Raw genomic sequence first — 14,731 nt, forward strand, 5'->3', positions numbered from 1 at the left:
TAAAATCTTACATTTGTTTTTAATTTAAAAACTTATGGCTAATCAATCTTTACTCTCTGAAGAAACAATTTCTAATAAAATATACTTTATTCGCGGACACAAAGTGATGCTGGATAGCGATTTGGCTTCCCTTTATGATGTCGAAACTAAAAGACTAAATGAACAGGTTAAAAGAAATTTATCTCGATTTCCTGAAGACTTCATGTTTCAACTAACTGAAAATGAATACAATTCTTCAAGGTCGCAATTTGCGACCTTGAAGAATGGAAGAGGTTCAAATTTAAAATACCTTCCTTATGCCTTTACCGAACATGGGATATTAATGCTTTCAAGTGTATTAAAAAGCGACAAAGCCATTCAAACCAATATACAAATCATGAGAATTTTTACAAAAGTAAGACAAATGCTTTTGGACACAACTGAAATTAAAGTTGATATTCTTCAGATTCAAAAGAAGTTAGAAAATCATGATAAAAATATAGAATTGGTATTTTCTTATTTAGATGAATTAACTGAAAAGAAAGAAAATGAAGAGGAAAGAGTAAAAATTGGATATAAAAAGTAATTATCAAAGTCATAAATTGTAACCTTGATGAATTTAATTTTTTTTTATATATCTTGATTTTACAATCAACTGCGTATATAAAAACCTTATAATCAGCAAAATAGCAAACACAAAATTATATCCATGGAATTGGCTGTAAACCCCAAAGTTATGTTTGATTAATTTGAATTTTGAAGAGGAAACAGAATCCTTTCTAATTCTATAAAAAGCAAGAGATTCCGGGATAGGTTTTGCCGTTTTTATTTGTTTTAAAATCGTAAGCCATATTCTCCAATCTTGCCTTTTTTGGGACGTTTCCAAAATAATTTTGCCAAAATAATCTGCATCGTAAATGGCTGTTAAATTGCCAACATAATTGCAGAAAAACAACTGTTTGTAAGTTAATGGATTTGGTGATTCAACTCTTCTGTTTAAATTATTTCCTTCTTCGTCAATTGAATCGTAAAAACTAAAAGTAAAATGCAGATTATTCCTTTTTAAAAAATGTATTTGCTTTTCTAATTTCTCAGGAAACCATAAATCATCGGCATCTAAGTAGGCAATATATTTTCCTGTTGCTTTTTCTAAAGCGGCGTTTCGGGCAAAACCATTTCCACAATTTTCAGGTAATTTAAAGAGTTTTATTCGGCTGTCTTTTTTAGCAAATTCTTCAATTATCGAAATTGTGTGATCAGTTGATGCATCATCGGCCAGAATCATTTCCCAGTTTTGATAACTTTGATTCAGTACAGACTGCAGCGTTTCCCGAATATATTTTTCGGCATTATATGTGGGTGTTATGATAGAAACTAACTCACTCATCAATATGCTTTTTCATCACCTTTAATGATATGGTAAACCGTAGTTACAATAATTTTCAAGTCTAGTAAAATGGACCAGTTTTCGATGTAAAAAATATCGTATTTTACCCTGTTTATAATATCATAATCAGATTCGATTTCTCCACGAAAACCTTTTACTTGCGCTAAACCAGTAATTCCGGGTTTTATAAAATGGCGCACCATAAATTTATCTACTTTAAGTATATATTCCTGATTATAGCTTACCATGTGCGGTCTTGGTCCGACTACTGACATATCTCCTCTTAAAACATTAAAAAACTGTGGTAACTCATCAATACTGGTCTTTCGAATAAACTTTCCAATTTTAGTAACTCTGGGATCGTTTTTAGAAACCTGATTTGTATAGGTTTCATTGGTTATTTCCATTGATCGAAATTTATAACAATTGAATTCATTGTTATTGAGTCCGTTACGCCTTTGTCTGAGTAAAATTGGTCCCTTAGATTCCAGTTTAATTAAAACTCCTAATATTGGAAGAATCCATGAAAGAACACCCAAAATAATTACTATTGAAAAAGTAACATCGAAAGTTCGTTTCATTATTTTATACAAATTTTCATCTAGTCGAATACTCCTAAGTGCAATTACAGGAATATAATCATAATATTGTAAGATGAAATTTCTAAAAAATATTTGATTCCCATCAGGAATAAACTTTAATGTCTTCAAATTACTGTCAGCAAAATCAATAAGTGCATTCATCTGATCCTGAGATAATCCAATAATGGAACAATACATTTCGTCCATATTTTTATTCATCACGAATTCAAACATTTCTTCAATATGCTCATCTTTTACTTCTTCAAATTCAAAAACATGAATCAGTTCATATCCATAATCAGGATTCTCGGTAAAAAAATATTTTAAAGGCGAAATACTTGCTTTATTACCTAATAGCACAACTCTCCTGTGATTTCCGCCAAAAACAACGCGATAAGTCTGCAGGAAATAATAGATTGAAAACTTAATAAATAAGATAAGAATAAATATAAACCATAAATAAAACAACAACGTTCTAAAACTGGTTTGCTTAGCATAAAAGAAGGCAAGCGCAAAAACGACAAAACCAAATAAGCAGGCTTGTTTTAAAGCACAATTTAAAATTGCAATTACTTTTGTATAACGATAAACTTGGTAAAAACCTAAATCAGAAGCAATACCAATCCAACCGACATTTAATACGATTAAAAATAAAATTTGATTTTCAGGAAAATGTGCGATATAAACCGCAAAAAAATTGATAATAAGCAAATCAATCAAATAGGAGAATGGCCGAATATAGCCTGAATATTTTCCTGTTTTTGTCCGCATTTATTTTATATAATTTGAAAAATCTTTATGCTCTTCTTTTGAAAGTTCTTCTTTTGAAAGTGATTTAAAATAATCATACGTAATTTTCATTCCTTCTGCGCGGTTTACTTTGGCTTCCCATCCTAATAATTCTTTTGCTTTTGTAGTGTCCGGCTGGCGTTGCAGAGGGTCATTAATAGGTAATGGATGGTAAACTACTTTTTGGTTTGTCCCGGTAAGTTTTATAATTTCTTCAGCAAAATCCTTAATAGTTATTTCATCCGGATTCCCAATATTAACCGGATATACATAATCTGAATGCAATAATCTGTATATTCCTTCAACCTGATCGTCTACATAACAAAACGAACGGGTTTGCATACCATCTCCAAAAATCGTTAAATCTTCTCCACGAAGTGCCTGACCAATAAAAGCCGGAATTACGCGGCCATCATTAAGACGCATTCTTGGTCCGTAAGTATTAAAAATACGAACGATTCTGGTTTCAACACCATGAAAAGTGTGGTAAGCCATTGTTATGGATTCCTGAAAACGTTTTGCTTCATCATAAACTCCGCGAGGCCCAATCGTATTTACATTTCCATAATATTCTTCAGTTTGCGGATGGACTAAAGGGTCTCCATATACTTCAGAAGTAGAGGCAATTAAAATTCTTGCTTTTTTTACACGGGCCAAACCTAATAAATTATGAGTTCCTAATGATCCTACCTTTAAGGTTTGAATTGGAATTTTTAAATAATCAATTGGGCTTGCAGGCGAAGCAAAATGCAAAATATAGTCTAATTCGCCCGGAATATGAACAAATTTGGTAATGTCGTGATGGTAAAACTCAAAATGTTCTAACTTAAACAGATGTTCAATATTTTTAAGATCTCCTGTAATCAGGTTATCCATTCCAATAACATAATAGCCTTCTTTGATAAACCGATCACACAAATGTGATCCTAAAAATCCTGCAGCACCTGTAATAAGTATTCTTTTCATATTGATTTGTTTCCAAAAGCAAATTTACTTTTTTCAATTTTATAAAAATAAATTTAGCATTTATCTTTTTTCTATTATTGACTAAACTTTTGAATGTTGATTATTTATTATTAAAAATTTGTTCCAGTATTTTAATTGTAATTAAATAAGTTGGCTTTACCCCTGTGGTTCCTAAACCTCCTGAGGCCAGAGTACTTCCGGTTTCTAGGGGATTATCAGAAGCATAATAGGCATATCGAACCTTAATATCATGTGGCACACTTTTTCTGATTTTTGAAGCCGACTGTATGGCTTTTTGGTAATAAGAACCTTCCATTTCAAGGCCAATTACACCCCATGTCGATTCATGAAAGAATTTTAATAATTCCCTGTTTTGCAAAGAAGTCCCTAAAACGGTAACCATTGCGCCTTCAAAAACGGCAATATCATTTCCTTCAAACATGGCACCTGTTAATTCATTTTCGAAGAAATAATTATCGGCCGTCCCTTCATTTATATGCGCTGAAGGAATCATGATGTCTCCTTTTCCTCCTTCCAGGATTCCTGCCTTACCCATTATCGAAACTGATTTTACATTCAATAACGTTTCTTTTTTATACGGTTTCAAAAGCTCGTCAATTGTTTCATAAGCCTGTTCGCCAAATGCATAATCCATTACAATAATAACGGGTTTTTCTTCATCGAATTTCGTTTTTGGAAAAGCTGTTTTGGCCCAGTCAATTTTGGCTGTATCAAAAATCTGAACATCGATATTGGTTCCTGAAGTGTCAGGCAACGAAATCATTCCGTTTTTTATAGCCAGTTCTTCTACAATAGCCCTGGTTTCCTTAGCTGCAGATTTGCTCAACTCTTCATAAATAAAGAAATCAGATTTGTCCTTGAATTTTGGTTTCAGCAATGGTGTAGCAAAAATGGAATTCATTACACTGTGCATATTGGCGCTTATAATGTGAATTGGTCTCTTTAAAAGATCGTTTGCCTTTAAAACCTCTTTAATATTTGTTGCCCAGATTTCGCCGTGAATGTGATGTCCTAGCCGTTCTCTTAAAACAGGGCTAAAAGTAATCGTTCTTTTGTTATTGTCGATCATTTCTTCAATGGCTAATTTTCCAAGCCAATAAATTACATGAAGGAAACGATCCGGTGCATTTTCTGACCCGAAAGCGTCATAAATATCTAAAACTTCTTCGAATGTTCTGGCTAAAATATTGGCCACATGCGATATTGCTTTTTCCCTTTCTACCAGAGGCAGTTTTTTGGTTTGCATTACAGCTTGTTCCAATTTTAACCAGTCACGCGAAACTTCGCCACCGTCATCTAATAAAACCCTGTTTTTAATTTTATGAGATTCGATGAAAATAAAAGTCAAATGCGTTAAAATATCATAAATATCAGAGCGGCCTCGTGTGATTTCAACATTCATTTGTTCCTCATCAATACGGTAGCAATTTCTTCTTCTTTTTGGAGGAACAATGGGCTGAAAATGTGATTTTGAATATCCTTCATCTGAAGTTAAATTGATAAAACGGCATTGCTCGATTCCTATCGGAAGACGTTCTATAACATATAAAAGCCCATTTAGTTCAACTTTTTCTTCACCAATATTTCCATAAATTTCAGGGCGTAAAGCCAATAATGATTCCCGTAGACTATCGCCTGACACACCCATTGGCTTATAAAAACCACGATTGAATAAATGGCGCATTGTAATGTACATTTTTTCGATCGCTGCAGATGATTCCTGCGCTCTTGATCTTGATATATGTTTAGTTTCTTTCATGTGTTTTTATTTTTAAAATCCTCTTTAAAAAAAGATTATCCAGGAACATAATGTAAGGAAAGTTATGAATTATCTATTTAATTCATTCAAAATAGTTTTTATCAAATTGTTAGAAGAACTGTTTCTCTATTTCAAATTATCCGCTATATCCCTATTATTTGATAACCTTGGCAATTTATTCTGTCCGCCTAATTTTCCCTGCGATTTCATGTATTCCTGAAATCCATTTTTAGAAACTTTGGTTATAACTACTTTCTGCAAAACATTTCCTGTAATTAAATCATCGTAATAAATGTTTTGTTTTCGCATCGAATCGTCAATTGCTTCTGCAAAAGATAGTATATTTTCCGGTTCATTTTCAAATTCTATAAGCCACTCGTGATAAGGCAATCCCTTTGATGGATTAATTTGTGGTGCTACTGTAAATTCGTTAATGACAATTTTGGTTCCTGCTGTCGCTTCTTTCATCGCATTTTCGACTTCGTTTGCAATAACATGTTCTCCAAAAGCAGAAATATAATGCTTGATTCTGCCCGAGACAATTACGCGATGCGGAAATAAAGTCGTAAATTTAACGGTATCGCCAATATTATAACGCCACAGCCCTGCATTTGTAGAAATAATCAAAACATAATTTACATCTATTTCTACTTCGCCAACGGTATAACTTTTTGGGTTTTCTTCAAAAAATTCATCAGCTTTTATAAACTCATAGAAAATTCCGGAGTTAAGTAACAAGAGCATTCCTTTTTCTTTTTGAGAATCCTGATAGGCAAAAAATCCTTCAGAAGCAGGAAATAGCTCAATACTGTCTACTTTTCTGCCAATCATATTTTCAAATTTAGCCCGATAAGGCTCATAATTTACTCCTCCGTAAATAAACAGGTTAAAGTTCTTAAATATATCACCTATTTTCTTTCCACCGCTTTTTTGTTGTAATCGCTCAAAATACATTTGTACCCATGATGGAATTCCGGAAATTACAGACATATCTTCTTTTATTGTTTCATCAACAATAGCATCAACTTTGCTTTCCCAGTCTTCAATGCAGTTGGTTTCCCATGATGGCATTCTGTTTTTCTGCAGGTATTTCGGTACAAAATGAGCAACAATTCCTGAAAGTCTTCCAAAATTTATTCCGTGCTTTTCAGTCAAAATTGGACTTCCCTGTAAAAAGATCATTTTACCATCAACAAAATCGGCATTTCCTGTTTCGTTGATATAATGCAAAATAGCATTACGTGCCGCATTGATGTGATAAGGCATTGATTCCCTGGTTAGCGGAATATATTTGGCTCCGGATGTTGTTCCGGAAGTTTTGGCAAAATAAATAGGTTTTCCCTTCCACAGAATATTTTCCTTGCCTAATTTTACTTTTTCGATATACGATTTTAAATCTTCATAATCCCGAATTGGAACGTTCTTTTGAAAATCTGTAATTGTTTTTATAGTATCAAAATGATGATCTTTTCCAAATTCGGTTGCTTTGGCCTTCTCAATCAAAATTTTAAAAACTTTCAGCTGAGTTTCAACCGGTTTATTAGACCATACTTTTGTTTGATTGTATATTTTTCGTGCAAATATTTTTGCTGCTATAGATTTAATTGACATTTTGTGTGTATTATTTCTTTTTGTTTGCTTTGCTACCGCCTGACTCCTTCTCTATTTTGGAAACTTCTTCCCTAAGTTTAATTTCTTCTTCAGAAGCCTTCATATTAGTTACCTGTATTTCAGATTCAGCTAAAATAGAGTCTTTGTTGAACTTTGCATATTCTAATTCACCTGTCAATACTTTTTGAATCGATTTGATATAGGCTTCATTTTTCTTTAATGAAGTTGTTAATGAATCAGACTTTATAGCTAATTCTAAAGCATTTTTTTTTAACTGTGTTGACGAATATCCGGGTATAAATTCACGCAAAGGGGTAAATGCAATGATAAAAGTAGTAATGAGAATTAAGAATATTCCGCCTAAAGAAAAAACAACAAAAACATTCATTAAAGTAAGTCTGAACGAAAAGATTTCTTCAAATGTATTTTCATTCAAAATTACCAATCGGTTTTTTACGAACAATTTTTTTCTGAAGTTCTTTTTTTTCTTGGTCATTGCGGATGTTTATACTCGCAAATATAACAATTATTACATTTGGTGGTATGTGTCAAATTTGATACAATACTTCTTATTTTTTTATTTTATAAAATATTTAACGCTCTTCAAAATAAACATTTTAGTCTAAAAACTATTCTGATACGTATATTCTATATACATTTGCAACAAAAATTTATAAATTGCTTCGGCATTAATTTTACTATTATGGGAAGATTTGGCGTTACAGAAATCCTTATTATATTGGCAGTTGTTTTATTACTTTTTGGAGGTAAAAAAATTCCGGAATTAATGAAAGGACTAGGAAGCGGAATTAAAGAATTTAAAAACGCAGCCAAAGACGATCAACCTACTGCTAAAAAAGAAGAAGAAGTTAAATAAAACTCTGTAAAGAGTGTTTTGAATCCCAACTGAAATCATAATAGTTTTAGTTGGGATTTTTTATGTCCAATTTTTAAATTATTTACATTCAAAAGCTTGCATTCTTGAAGGATTTTTCCTGAAAATAAAAATTTGCAAACGAAAATAATTAGTAATTAATTCAAGTTGCTAGTTATAAAATATAAAAAGTAAGCATGAAAAGTGAGAAATTTGGTTTACCACAACTAAAGACTCACAGATATGATGCTTACACAAGACAAAATTATTTCAATTTTTTGTTTAATCGATTATATTTTACAAGGAATTGAGCACAAAGAAGATGTTAGAAGACAAGTAAGTGACAGTGAAATAATAATAACAGCCATAGTTTCCTCGACAAGTTTCTATGGCAATCATTCTTCTGCAATTCAATTTATGAAGCAATACGGGTATATCCCTAATATGCTTGAGAAAAGCAGATTCAATAGGCGGCTTCATAAAATAGGTAAGCTTCTTTATGAATTATTTGAAATTATAAGTTCTTATTTTAAAGACTTTTGTTGCGAAATGCATTATATAATTGATTCTTTTCCAGTAGCGGTATGCCATAATATGAGAATTTCAAAATGCAAAATTCTTAAAGATAAAAAGTGGAGAGGTTACACGGCAAGTATGCGCAATTACTTTTACGGTGTCAAAGTACAATTAGTAACAACAAAATCAGGTATTCCAATAGCATTTCATTTTACACCAGGAAAAACAGCTGATGTAAAATCATTAGGAAGAATGATTGACAAATTACCTGCCGAAGCTTCAATATATGGCGATAGTGCTTATTTAGATTATAGTTTAGAAGATAAAGCTTTGGAACGAAAAGCAATTTTATTGAAAATTCAAAGAAAGTCGAATTCTAAAAGAAATGATACTTTAGAACAAAAAAGGGAAAAATTAAAAATGAGAAAAAGAGTAGAAACAACAATTAGCGATATCAAAAAACTTTTCCCAAGAACAATACACGCGGTGACACTCGATGGGTTTATTATAAAGCTTACACTCTTTGTATTCGCACTACAATTAAACAAATCAATTAACTAGCAACTTGAATTAAGTAGTAAAATAAATACAAATTATAACTCATTATATTTGTTAAAGTAATTTTAAATTCTATTTTTACAAAAAATTCTTACTTAATAATTAATGTAAAAATAGTTATGGCACATTTTTCAGAACAGGTACATATCAGTATAGGTAGTTTTACCCAAAACGTAGTTTATCATAATTTAGAACTGTCACAAAAAGATGGCCGATCACCATCATTTTTCTTTTGTATGGCAATATACAGGCAAGGCGATAATCAATCCAGCAGATCAGGCAAAGGCATTGCGAACGTATCTTGGAGATGAAGTTATCTTTACCTTTAAAAGCCTTACCGGAATCCGGTTGATGAGCAAAGGAATCATAACAGAATTATCTTCTATAGATCTTCATGGCAGTGCCGAAGGATTACATGTTACAGGTATTAGCCATACTATCGTTCTGGATGATATGAAAAAATCAAGAACCTACCAGCAAAGAGGTATGAATGATATTGTACTGGATATTTTAGCAGAAGGTCCGGGAGAATTCTATGAAAGAGATGCTATAAAATCTACCTATCTTCAGGAGTTCAAATACATGGCTCAATATAATGAAACCAATTTTGATTTCTTAAAACGATTGGCCAGACGTTACGGGCAATGGTTTTATTTTGACGGGATGCGAATGCAGTTCGGACAGACTAAAACCAGTAAAATAAAACTCATCAACGGATCTTCGCTGCATGGTTTTAAAATCCAGACCAATATGGCTTCCCATAAAATTTCTTTGGGAGGGTATGATTACAATGGTGCAGCCAATATTCGTAACTCGGCAGCAAGAACCTCTTCAGGAAGTAAAGACAGTTTCTCGGCCGTTGTAGGACACAATCAGGGAACCGTTACCCAAAACGACTTAAGCAATGGAGCTTATACAACCAATGCTCAAAGCAGCGAAGAAATCGAAGAAATGGTTAAACTGCAAACAGCAGGCAGCGACGCCAATAGTGTATATTACAGTGGAACTTCTTATTTTCCGTTAGGGCTTGGACAGGTTTTCAGCATCGTAAACCAGACTGTAGAGCATGAACTTATTGTGACAGAAGTATCACACATCTCTCAGGTTCACGGAAATTACTCCTGTAATTTCAAGGCCATTCCGGCAGATGTTGCAGCACCACATTTTACAGACGTCAATGTATTTGCCAAAGCAGAAACACAGCCAGCCAAAGTAAAAGACAATAATGACCCGGAAGGATTAGGACGTGTAAAAGTACAGTTTAACTGGGCAGGCGGAAACAATTCAAGTGAGTGGCTTCGTATGATACAGCCACATTCAGGTTCAGGAAAAGGATTTTACTTTATTCCCGAAATTGACGAAGAAGTTTTAGTAGGTTTTGAAGGCAGCAATGCACAGAATCCGTATGTTTTGGGAGCACAATACAATGGAAGCCAATCCAGCGGTTATGCAGACGGTAAAAATAATGTAAAAGTAATTCATACGCGTAGTGGGCATATCCTAAAATTTACTGAAGACGAAAGCATCATTATCACAGATAAAATTGGCAATGAAATTCAACTGGATACTATTGGCGGAAATATCAATATTACTGCACCCAAAGTGATAACAATGAATGCTTCCAATATTATTATGAATGCCTCCGAAAATATTACTACCACTGCAGGAATGAATATTACAGAAAGTGCGGGTGTTGATAAATCGACAAATGTTGTCGGAATACTAAATACCAGAGTTGGATTGGATAAGATTTTGTATGTGGGTGGAAATCATAATGTAAATATCGATGGAGATTTGAATTCAGAAACTACAAAAGACCACAATCTGACTTCTGGGAGTAAGATTATTACACAAACAGAAAACGGTCATGAAATACATTCTCAAAAAGAGATAAAAAATAACAGTAGCGAAAAAACGAAACAAAACTAATGTCATGGCAATCAGAATAATCAGTGGAATTACAATAATGGGGACAGTTGACAATTTTAGTTATGATAATTCTAAAAACAGTTCGCATTTTAGAGTAAACAACCACGAAGTAATTTACCGGGATTCTTTTGGCAATTATATGACAAGTTCTCCATGTCACATCAGAATAAATTTTGAATACTTTAAGCTGGAAAAAATGGGAGATGAAATACAAATGTCAGATGGGACAGTGATGATAATGATGCCCAAAGAACAAATTCAGGAAATTGCTAATAAAACCTTCTATGCAGAAGAACAGTTTCATGCGATAGATTTTTTAACTTTTGAAATAATCGAAGAAAATAAATAGATGTCAGAAAATATACGAGTAAAAGGAAATGTTAATATAAAAGTAGGAGGAACTACAAGATGGTATGCCAAAGAAGGAGTCGAAATTAATTCGAATGGACGTATTGATTATTTTGCACCTGAATATAGTTATGGCGAGCCGGAAAGCCCGCTACCATCAAAGTTTGAAAAGAATGATAAAAAGGTTGTCTTTTATGAAACAGACGGACATTACAGTACAGTGTATTTGGTTTGTTTAATGTTGGGAATGAAAGAAGCTGATGCTGAAGAATTAGCAATTGCTGCTGAAGCTCCAGACACCACAATTCATAACGAAATGGATTTTGAATTGAATGATACCTGGATAAGTCCAGATTATCAGGGGCCAGTGCATTCTCTCACGGGAGGATTTCATGGTATTGAAGAATTTATGACAGCAGTAAAATTTTTATGGCTAAAAATTGATCATAATAACCGTGAAGATTCGATACGTCAATTAGGAGAACTCCTACATAGATTTGGGGATACTTATGCACATTCTAAATTAGATAATATAAAACCATCGAATTTAGTAGCCTATGATTTGCATTCTGGAAATAAAAATTTACCTCTTGCCATTTCTTCTTGGAAAGGACAAGGAGGTAAGGTTTTAGCAAAAGATGTAGAACCTTGGATTGTTAGAATTAATCAATATACTAAAAAATATGGTTATGATTTTTTAACAAATAAAGACTACCAACATGAAGCTTTTAATGGTAAAACATTGACTGAAGTACTTCAAGAAGTTTATTTGCTAAAGCCTACTGATAAATTTAAAATGTATGGAGGAGGGTATTTTACAACAGATCATTTTTGTTCTGATGGAGGTGAACCAGACATGATATACTTGAGACCTGATTGGTATTTAAATTATGTAAAAAATTTGGCTTGGATATTAGCATTAAAATTTCATCTTGACTCAAGTAAATTTGATCTTTCTGTTTTTAAAAAAATGACGAAATTTGCAACTGATAATAAATGTTCTTTAAAAGGAATTATTGATTATGAAATTGCTAAAAAAAGAGGAAAAAGAGAGTTTTATATTCCTGTCTTTTATAGTAGTCCAAACAGATTCTTCGCTTCAGTGGATGCTGTTAAAAATACTGACTATTTAAAAAATGCAAAAAATGCAAAAGAATTTGCAACTAAATATATGATGTATGAAGGTAATTATCCTAAACCTTTAGAAGGAGAAGAAATAACAGACATACTACGTGTGAAATTTAGTTTAAAAACAGAAAATTTTTTCTACTACACTAATGCCTTTAAACTAAAATTTTAAATGAAAAAAAATATTATTATACTAATCTTAATCTTCTTTGTTCAATATTTTTTGTTAGAAGCTTTTTTTGTAAGGTTAGACGCTTATACACCTTGGAATAAAACTGGTAATCCAATGGCTTCAGCATTATCCTTTATTTTTACAATATTTTCTTGTGTTATTATGTTTGTAGTCTTAGCGCTGGAAAAACTCAATAAAACACAATTTAAAAAAATAGTTTTATTTATTTTATTTGTACACTGTGTTCTTCATTTTTTCTGGGAAGCTTTTTTTGAGTATAATTTATTTACTGATTCAGAATCATTTGATACTTCATCAGTAATAATTATTTTATCATATTTTCTGTTTGAATTAATTTTTACTTTTTATGTAATCAATAGATTGTATAAATCAGAAGACAAGTAGTTATAATGAAAAAAATAGTATACATAGGTCTCTTAATTTTTCCGGTTCATTTTTTTGTTCTGCTTGGATTCTTTGCAAGATTAGATAATTATGTTCCAAAACATTATGAAAGAGCAGGTCATCCTATATTTGCTGTAATTGCAATTTTTATAACATTTGTCATTTATATTTTAACTATCATTCTTGTTATTATTGAAAATCGGATGAAATTTGATTATAAAGGCATAATGATGTTTCTGGTTTTAGGTAATTGCTTACAACAGTTTTATATAAATTCTTTTTATCAATTCCGGCTATTTACTAAGACGGAAAGTTATGATACAATAGCCAAAGTAATTATTTTATCATATTTTGTATTTGAATTAATTTTTACTTTTTATATAGTCAATAGATTGTATAAATCAGAAGATAATTAAACTCTAATGCAATCATATTAATATATTATCTGCCTACATTATTAGAGGTACATACATTTGCAAAAATTTGGAGTAGAGACACATCCTATAAAGAAAAATAAAAATCACAGTACTGAGCCGATCCATACCCAAATTGCCAAAGATGCCCTTCATCCTCTTAACCCTTTGGCTTCTGAACTTGCCAAAATAGCTGTCCAGGATGTTGCCCAAAAAATTCTGGAGATCTGGAAAACAAATAGCGATCCCACAGGAGAACAACTGGCTAAATATGTGATAAACAAATATACGATACACCCTGTTTACCAGGCTGCTGATTGGGCTAATAAAGCGGTTAATATTTGGATTGAAGAGAATGATACTATTATTCCAAGACTTCAAAGTGCTACTCCTTATGAGCATGCTGAAAAGGTAACCGAAAGAGCGATTAGTAACAAAAAAGTACAGGAAATTTTAAACTATTTTAAATGAAACAATTAGCAATCTTACTATTGAGTACCATATTTATGCAATGTCAAACCCCAAAAAAAGAATTCATGCCAGAAACCGATTTTTATATCAGCGAACATAGTATTACTTATAAAAACAAGGAGCTACCTTTTGGTAAACCCGTAGCTGAATGGGTGAAAAATTTTGGTAAATATAGTAGAATACATCACACAAGTGTATATATTTGGGACGATTTAGGAATTTATGTTTCCGAATCCGATAAAGATAATAGTATTGATGAACTCCATATTTTCTTTATGAATCTCGATAGTCCTTTGGGACAAATGGGTAAACTACAGGAAGCTAAAGGAAGAGTATCTGTAGCATTTATAAAAGATAAAGATAAAGATAAAAATGTAGACCTGTATGATGAAGACTATAAAAAAGAAAAATACGAAAGAATCGAAAAAAGGAATACTATAGGATCCGAAGCACCAAAAAATTTCATTTATCCATTTAAAATTTATTCTAAATCTTTAAATATAGAAGGCGCAGCAGTAAAAGCGGGAATGAAAGTATGTGACATTAATAAAAAAAGAGAAGCGGCAGATTTGCCAGTTATCAAATATTATGATGCGGATCTGAATTCGAAACATGAAGACGGTTCTGTCACTACTTTGTCAAATGGTTATTTCACTACTTTTAATGGCTTCCTGACTCCCGATGAACAAGCAAAAGCAGATTTTTATAACATCATGTACCGCCAGACCGAAGGCGAAATAGAATACATCCGTATTGTGCATGATAAAGGGCAGGAATATTTTAAATTCTAAATTTACAAATGAAATATTTTTAATAATACTGTT

The 14,731-nt window shown here is 32.1% G+C and carries 16 protein-coding genes; 10 read left to right on the forward strand and 6 right to left on the reverse strand.

Going from position 1 to position 14,731, the window contains the following annotated elements; translation table 11 throughout:
* The first annotated feature begins 34 nt into the window (after positions 1 to 34).
* Positions 35 to 565 (forward strand): ORF6N domain-containing protein, encoded by a 531-nt coding sequence (locus tag FLACHUCJ7_RS15960; RefSeq protein WP_180909573.1) that lies wholly within the window; start codon positions 35 to 37, stop codon positions 563 to 565.
* Between the two features lie 33 nt (positions 566 to 598).
* On the opposite strand, the gene FLACHUCJ7_RS15965 is transcribed toward FLACHUCJ7_RS15960, so the two are convergent.
* The 6 genes from FLACHUCJ7_RS15965 to FLACHUCJ7_RS15990 all read right to left on the reverse strand — a co-directional run bounded on the left by FLACHUCJ7_RS15965 (position 599) and on the right by FLACHUCJ7_RS15990 (position 7,589).
* Complete coding sequence (locus FLACHUCJ7_RS15965) at positions 599 to 1,366, reverse strand: glycosyltransferase family 2 protein (protein ID WP_180909574.1); 768 nt, start codon at positions 1,364 to 1,366, stop codon at positions 599 to 601.
* Positions 1,366 to 2,718, reverse strand: a complete 1,353-nt coding sequence (locus FLACHUCJ7_RS15970) for an exopolysaccharide biosynthesis polyprenyl glycosylphosphotransferase (RefSeq protein ID WP_180909575.1) — start codon at positions 2,716 to 2,718, stop codon at positions 1,366 to 1,368. Before FLACHUCJ7_RS15970 ends, FLACHUCJ7_RS15965 begins: the two co-directional genes overlap by 1 nt.
* Entirely contained in the window at positions 2,719 to 3,702 is a 984-nt protein-coding gene (locus FLACHUCJ7_RS15975) for a UDP-glucuronic acid decarboxylase family protein (protein WP_031453853.1), read from the reverse strand.
* A 100-nt stretch (positions 3,703 to 3,802) separates the two neighbouring features.
* Positions 3,803 to 5,482 carry a DUF6909 family protein gene (locus FLACHUCJ7_RS15980; protein ID WP_078226753.1) on the reverse strand — a complete coding sequence of 560 codons (1,680 nt, stop codon included), beginning with the start codon at positions 5,480 to 5,482 and terminating at the stop codon, positions 3,803 to 3,805.
* Between the two features lie 126 nt (positions 5,483 to 5,608).
* Entirely contained in the window at positions 5,609 to 7,093 is a 1,485-nt protein-coding gene (locus FLACHUCJ7_RS15985) for a GH3 auxin-responsive promoter family protein (protein ID WP_078226752.1), read from the reverse strand.
* A gap of 10 nt (positions 7,094 to 7,103) precedes the next feature.
* On the reverse strand, positions 7,104 to 7,589 hold the full coding sequence (locus FLACHUCJ7_RS15990; protein ID WP_180909576.1) for a peptidase: 486 nt from the start codon (positions 7,587 to 7,589) through the stop codon (positions 7,104 to 7,106).
* A 207-nt stretch (positions 7,590 to 7,796) separates the two neighbouring features.
* Here FLACHUCJ7_RS15990 and tatA point away from each other — a divergent pair, with 207 nt between their 5' ends.
* From tatA to FLACHUCJ7_RS16035, 9 genes are all read left to right on the forward strand, one after another.
* The gene (gene tatA / locus FLACHUCJ7_RS15995; RefSeq protein WP_078226750.1) at positions 7,797 to 7,970 is read left to right on the forward strand and encodes a twin-arginine translocase TatA/TatE family subunit; all 174 of its coding nucleotides are present in this window, start codon (positions 7,797 to 7,799) and stop codon (positions 7,968 to 7,970) included.
* A gap of 243 nt (positions 7,971 to 8,213) precedes the next feature.
* Positions 8,214 to 9,044: an IS982 family transposase gene (locus tag FLACHUCJ7_RS16000; protein ID WP_180909662.1), complete on the forward strand. Its 831-nt coding sequence runs from the start codon at positions 8,214 to 8,216 to the stop codon at positions 9,042 to 9,044.
* A gap of 204 nt (positions 9,045 to 9,248) precedes the next feature.
* The gene (locus FLACHUCJ7_RS16005) at positions 9,249 to 10,970 is read left to right on the forward strand and encodes a type VI secretion system Vgr family protein (protein ID WP_317170922.1); all 1,722 of its coding nucleotides are present in this window, start codon (positions 9,249 to 9,251) and stop codon (positions 10,968 to 10,970) included.
* 4 nt (positions 10,971 to 10,974) lie between these two features.
* Positions 10,975 to 11,319, forward strand: coding sequence for a hypothetical protein (locus FLACHUCJ7_RS16010; protein ID WP_180909577.1), 345 nt, complete (start codon positions 10,975 to 10,977; stop codon positions 11,317 to 11,319).
* Entirely contained in the window at positions 11,320 to 12,618 is a 1,299-nt protein-coding gene (locus FLACHUCJ7_RS16015) for a hypothetical protein (RefSeq protein ID WP_180909578.1), read from the forward strand.
* A complete protein-coding gene (locus FLACHUCJ7_RS16020; RefSeq protein WP_180909579.1) occupies positions 12,619 to 13,023 on the forward strand; it encodes a hypothetical protein in 405 nt (134 codons plus the stop codon). It abuts the gene before it with no gap.
* Between the two features lie 5 nt (positions 13,024 to 13,028).
* Positions 13,029 to 13,439: a hypothetical protein gene (locus tag FLACHUCJ7_RS16025; RefSeq protein WP_180909580.1), complete on the forward strand. Its 411-nt coding sequence runs from the start codon at positions 13,029 to 13,031 to the stop codon at positions 13,437 to 13,439.
* Between the two features lie 57 nt (positions 13,440 to 13,496).
* Positions 13,497 to 13,907 carry a CAP domain-containing protein gene (locus FLACHUCJ7_RS16030; RefSeq protein WP_180909581.1) on the forward strand — a complete coding sequence of 137 codons (411 nt, stop codon included), beginning with the start codon at positions 13,497 to 13,499 and terminating at the stop codon, positions 13,905 to 13,907.
* Positions 13,904 to 14,698, forward strand: coding sequence for a DUF7738 domain-containing protein (locus FLACHUCJ7_RS16035; RefSeq protein WP_180909582.1), 795 nt, complete (start codon positions 13,904 to 13,906; stop codon positions 14,696 to 14,698). The genes FLACHUCJ7_RS16030 and FLACHUCJ7_RS16035 overlap by 4 nt, the downstream gene beginning before the upstream one ends.
* The last annotated feature ends 33 nt before the right edge of the window (positions 14,699 to 14,731 follow it).

Origin of the sequence: Flavobacterium salmonis, assembly GCF_903819435.1 — a bacterium.
Classification (GTDB): Bacteria; Bacteroidota; Bacteroidia; order Flavobacteriales; family Flavobacteriaceae; genus Flavobacterium; species Flavobacterium chungangense.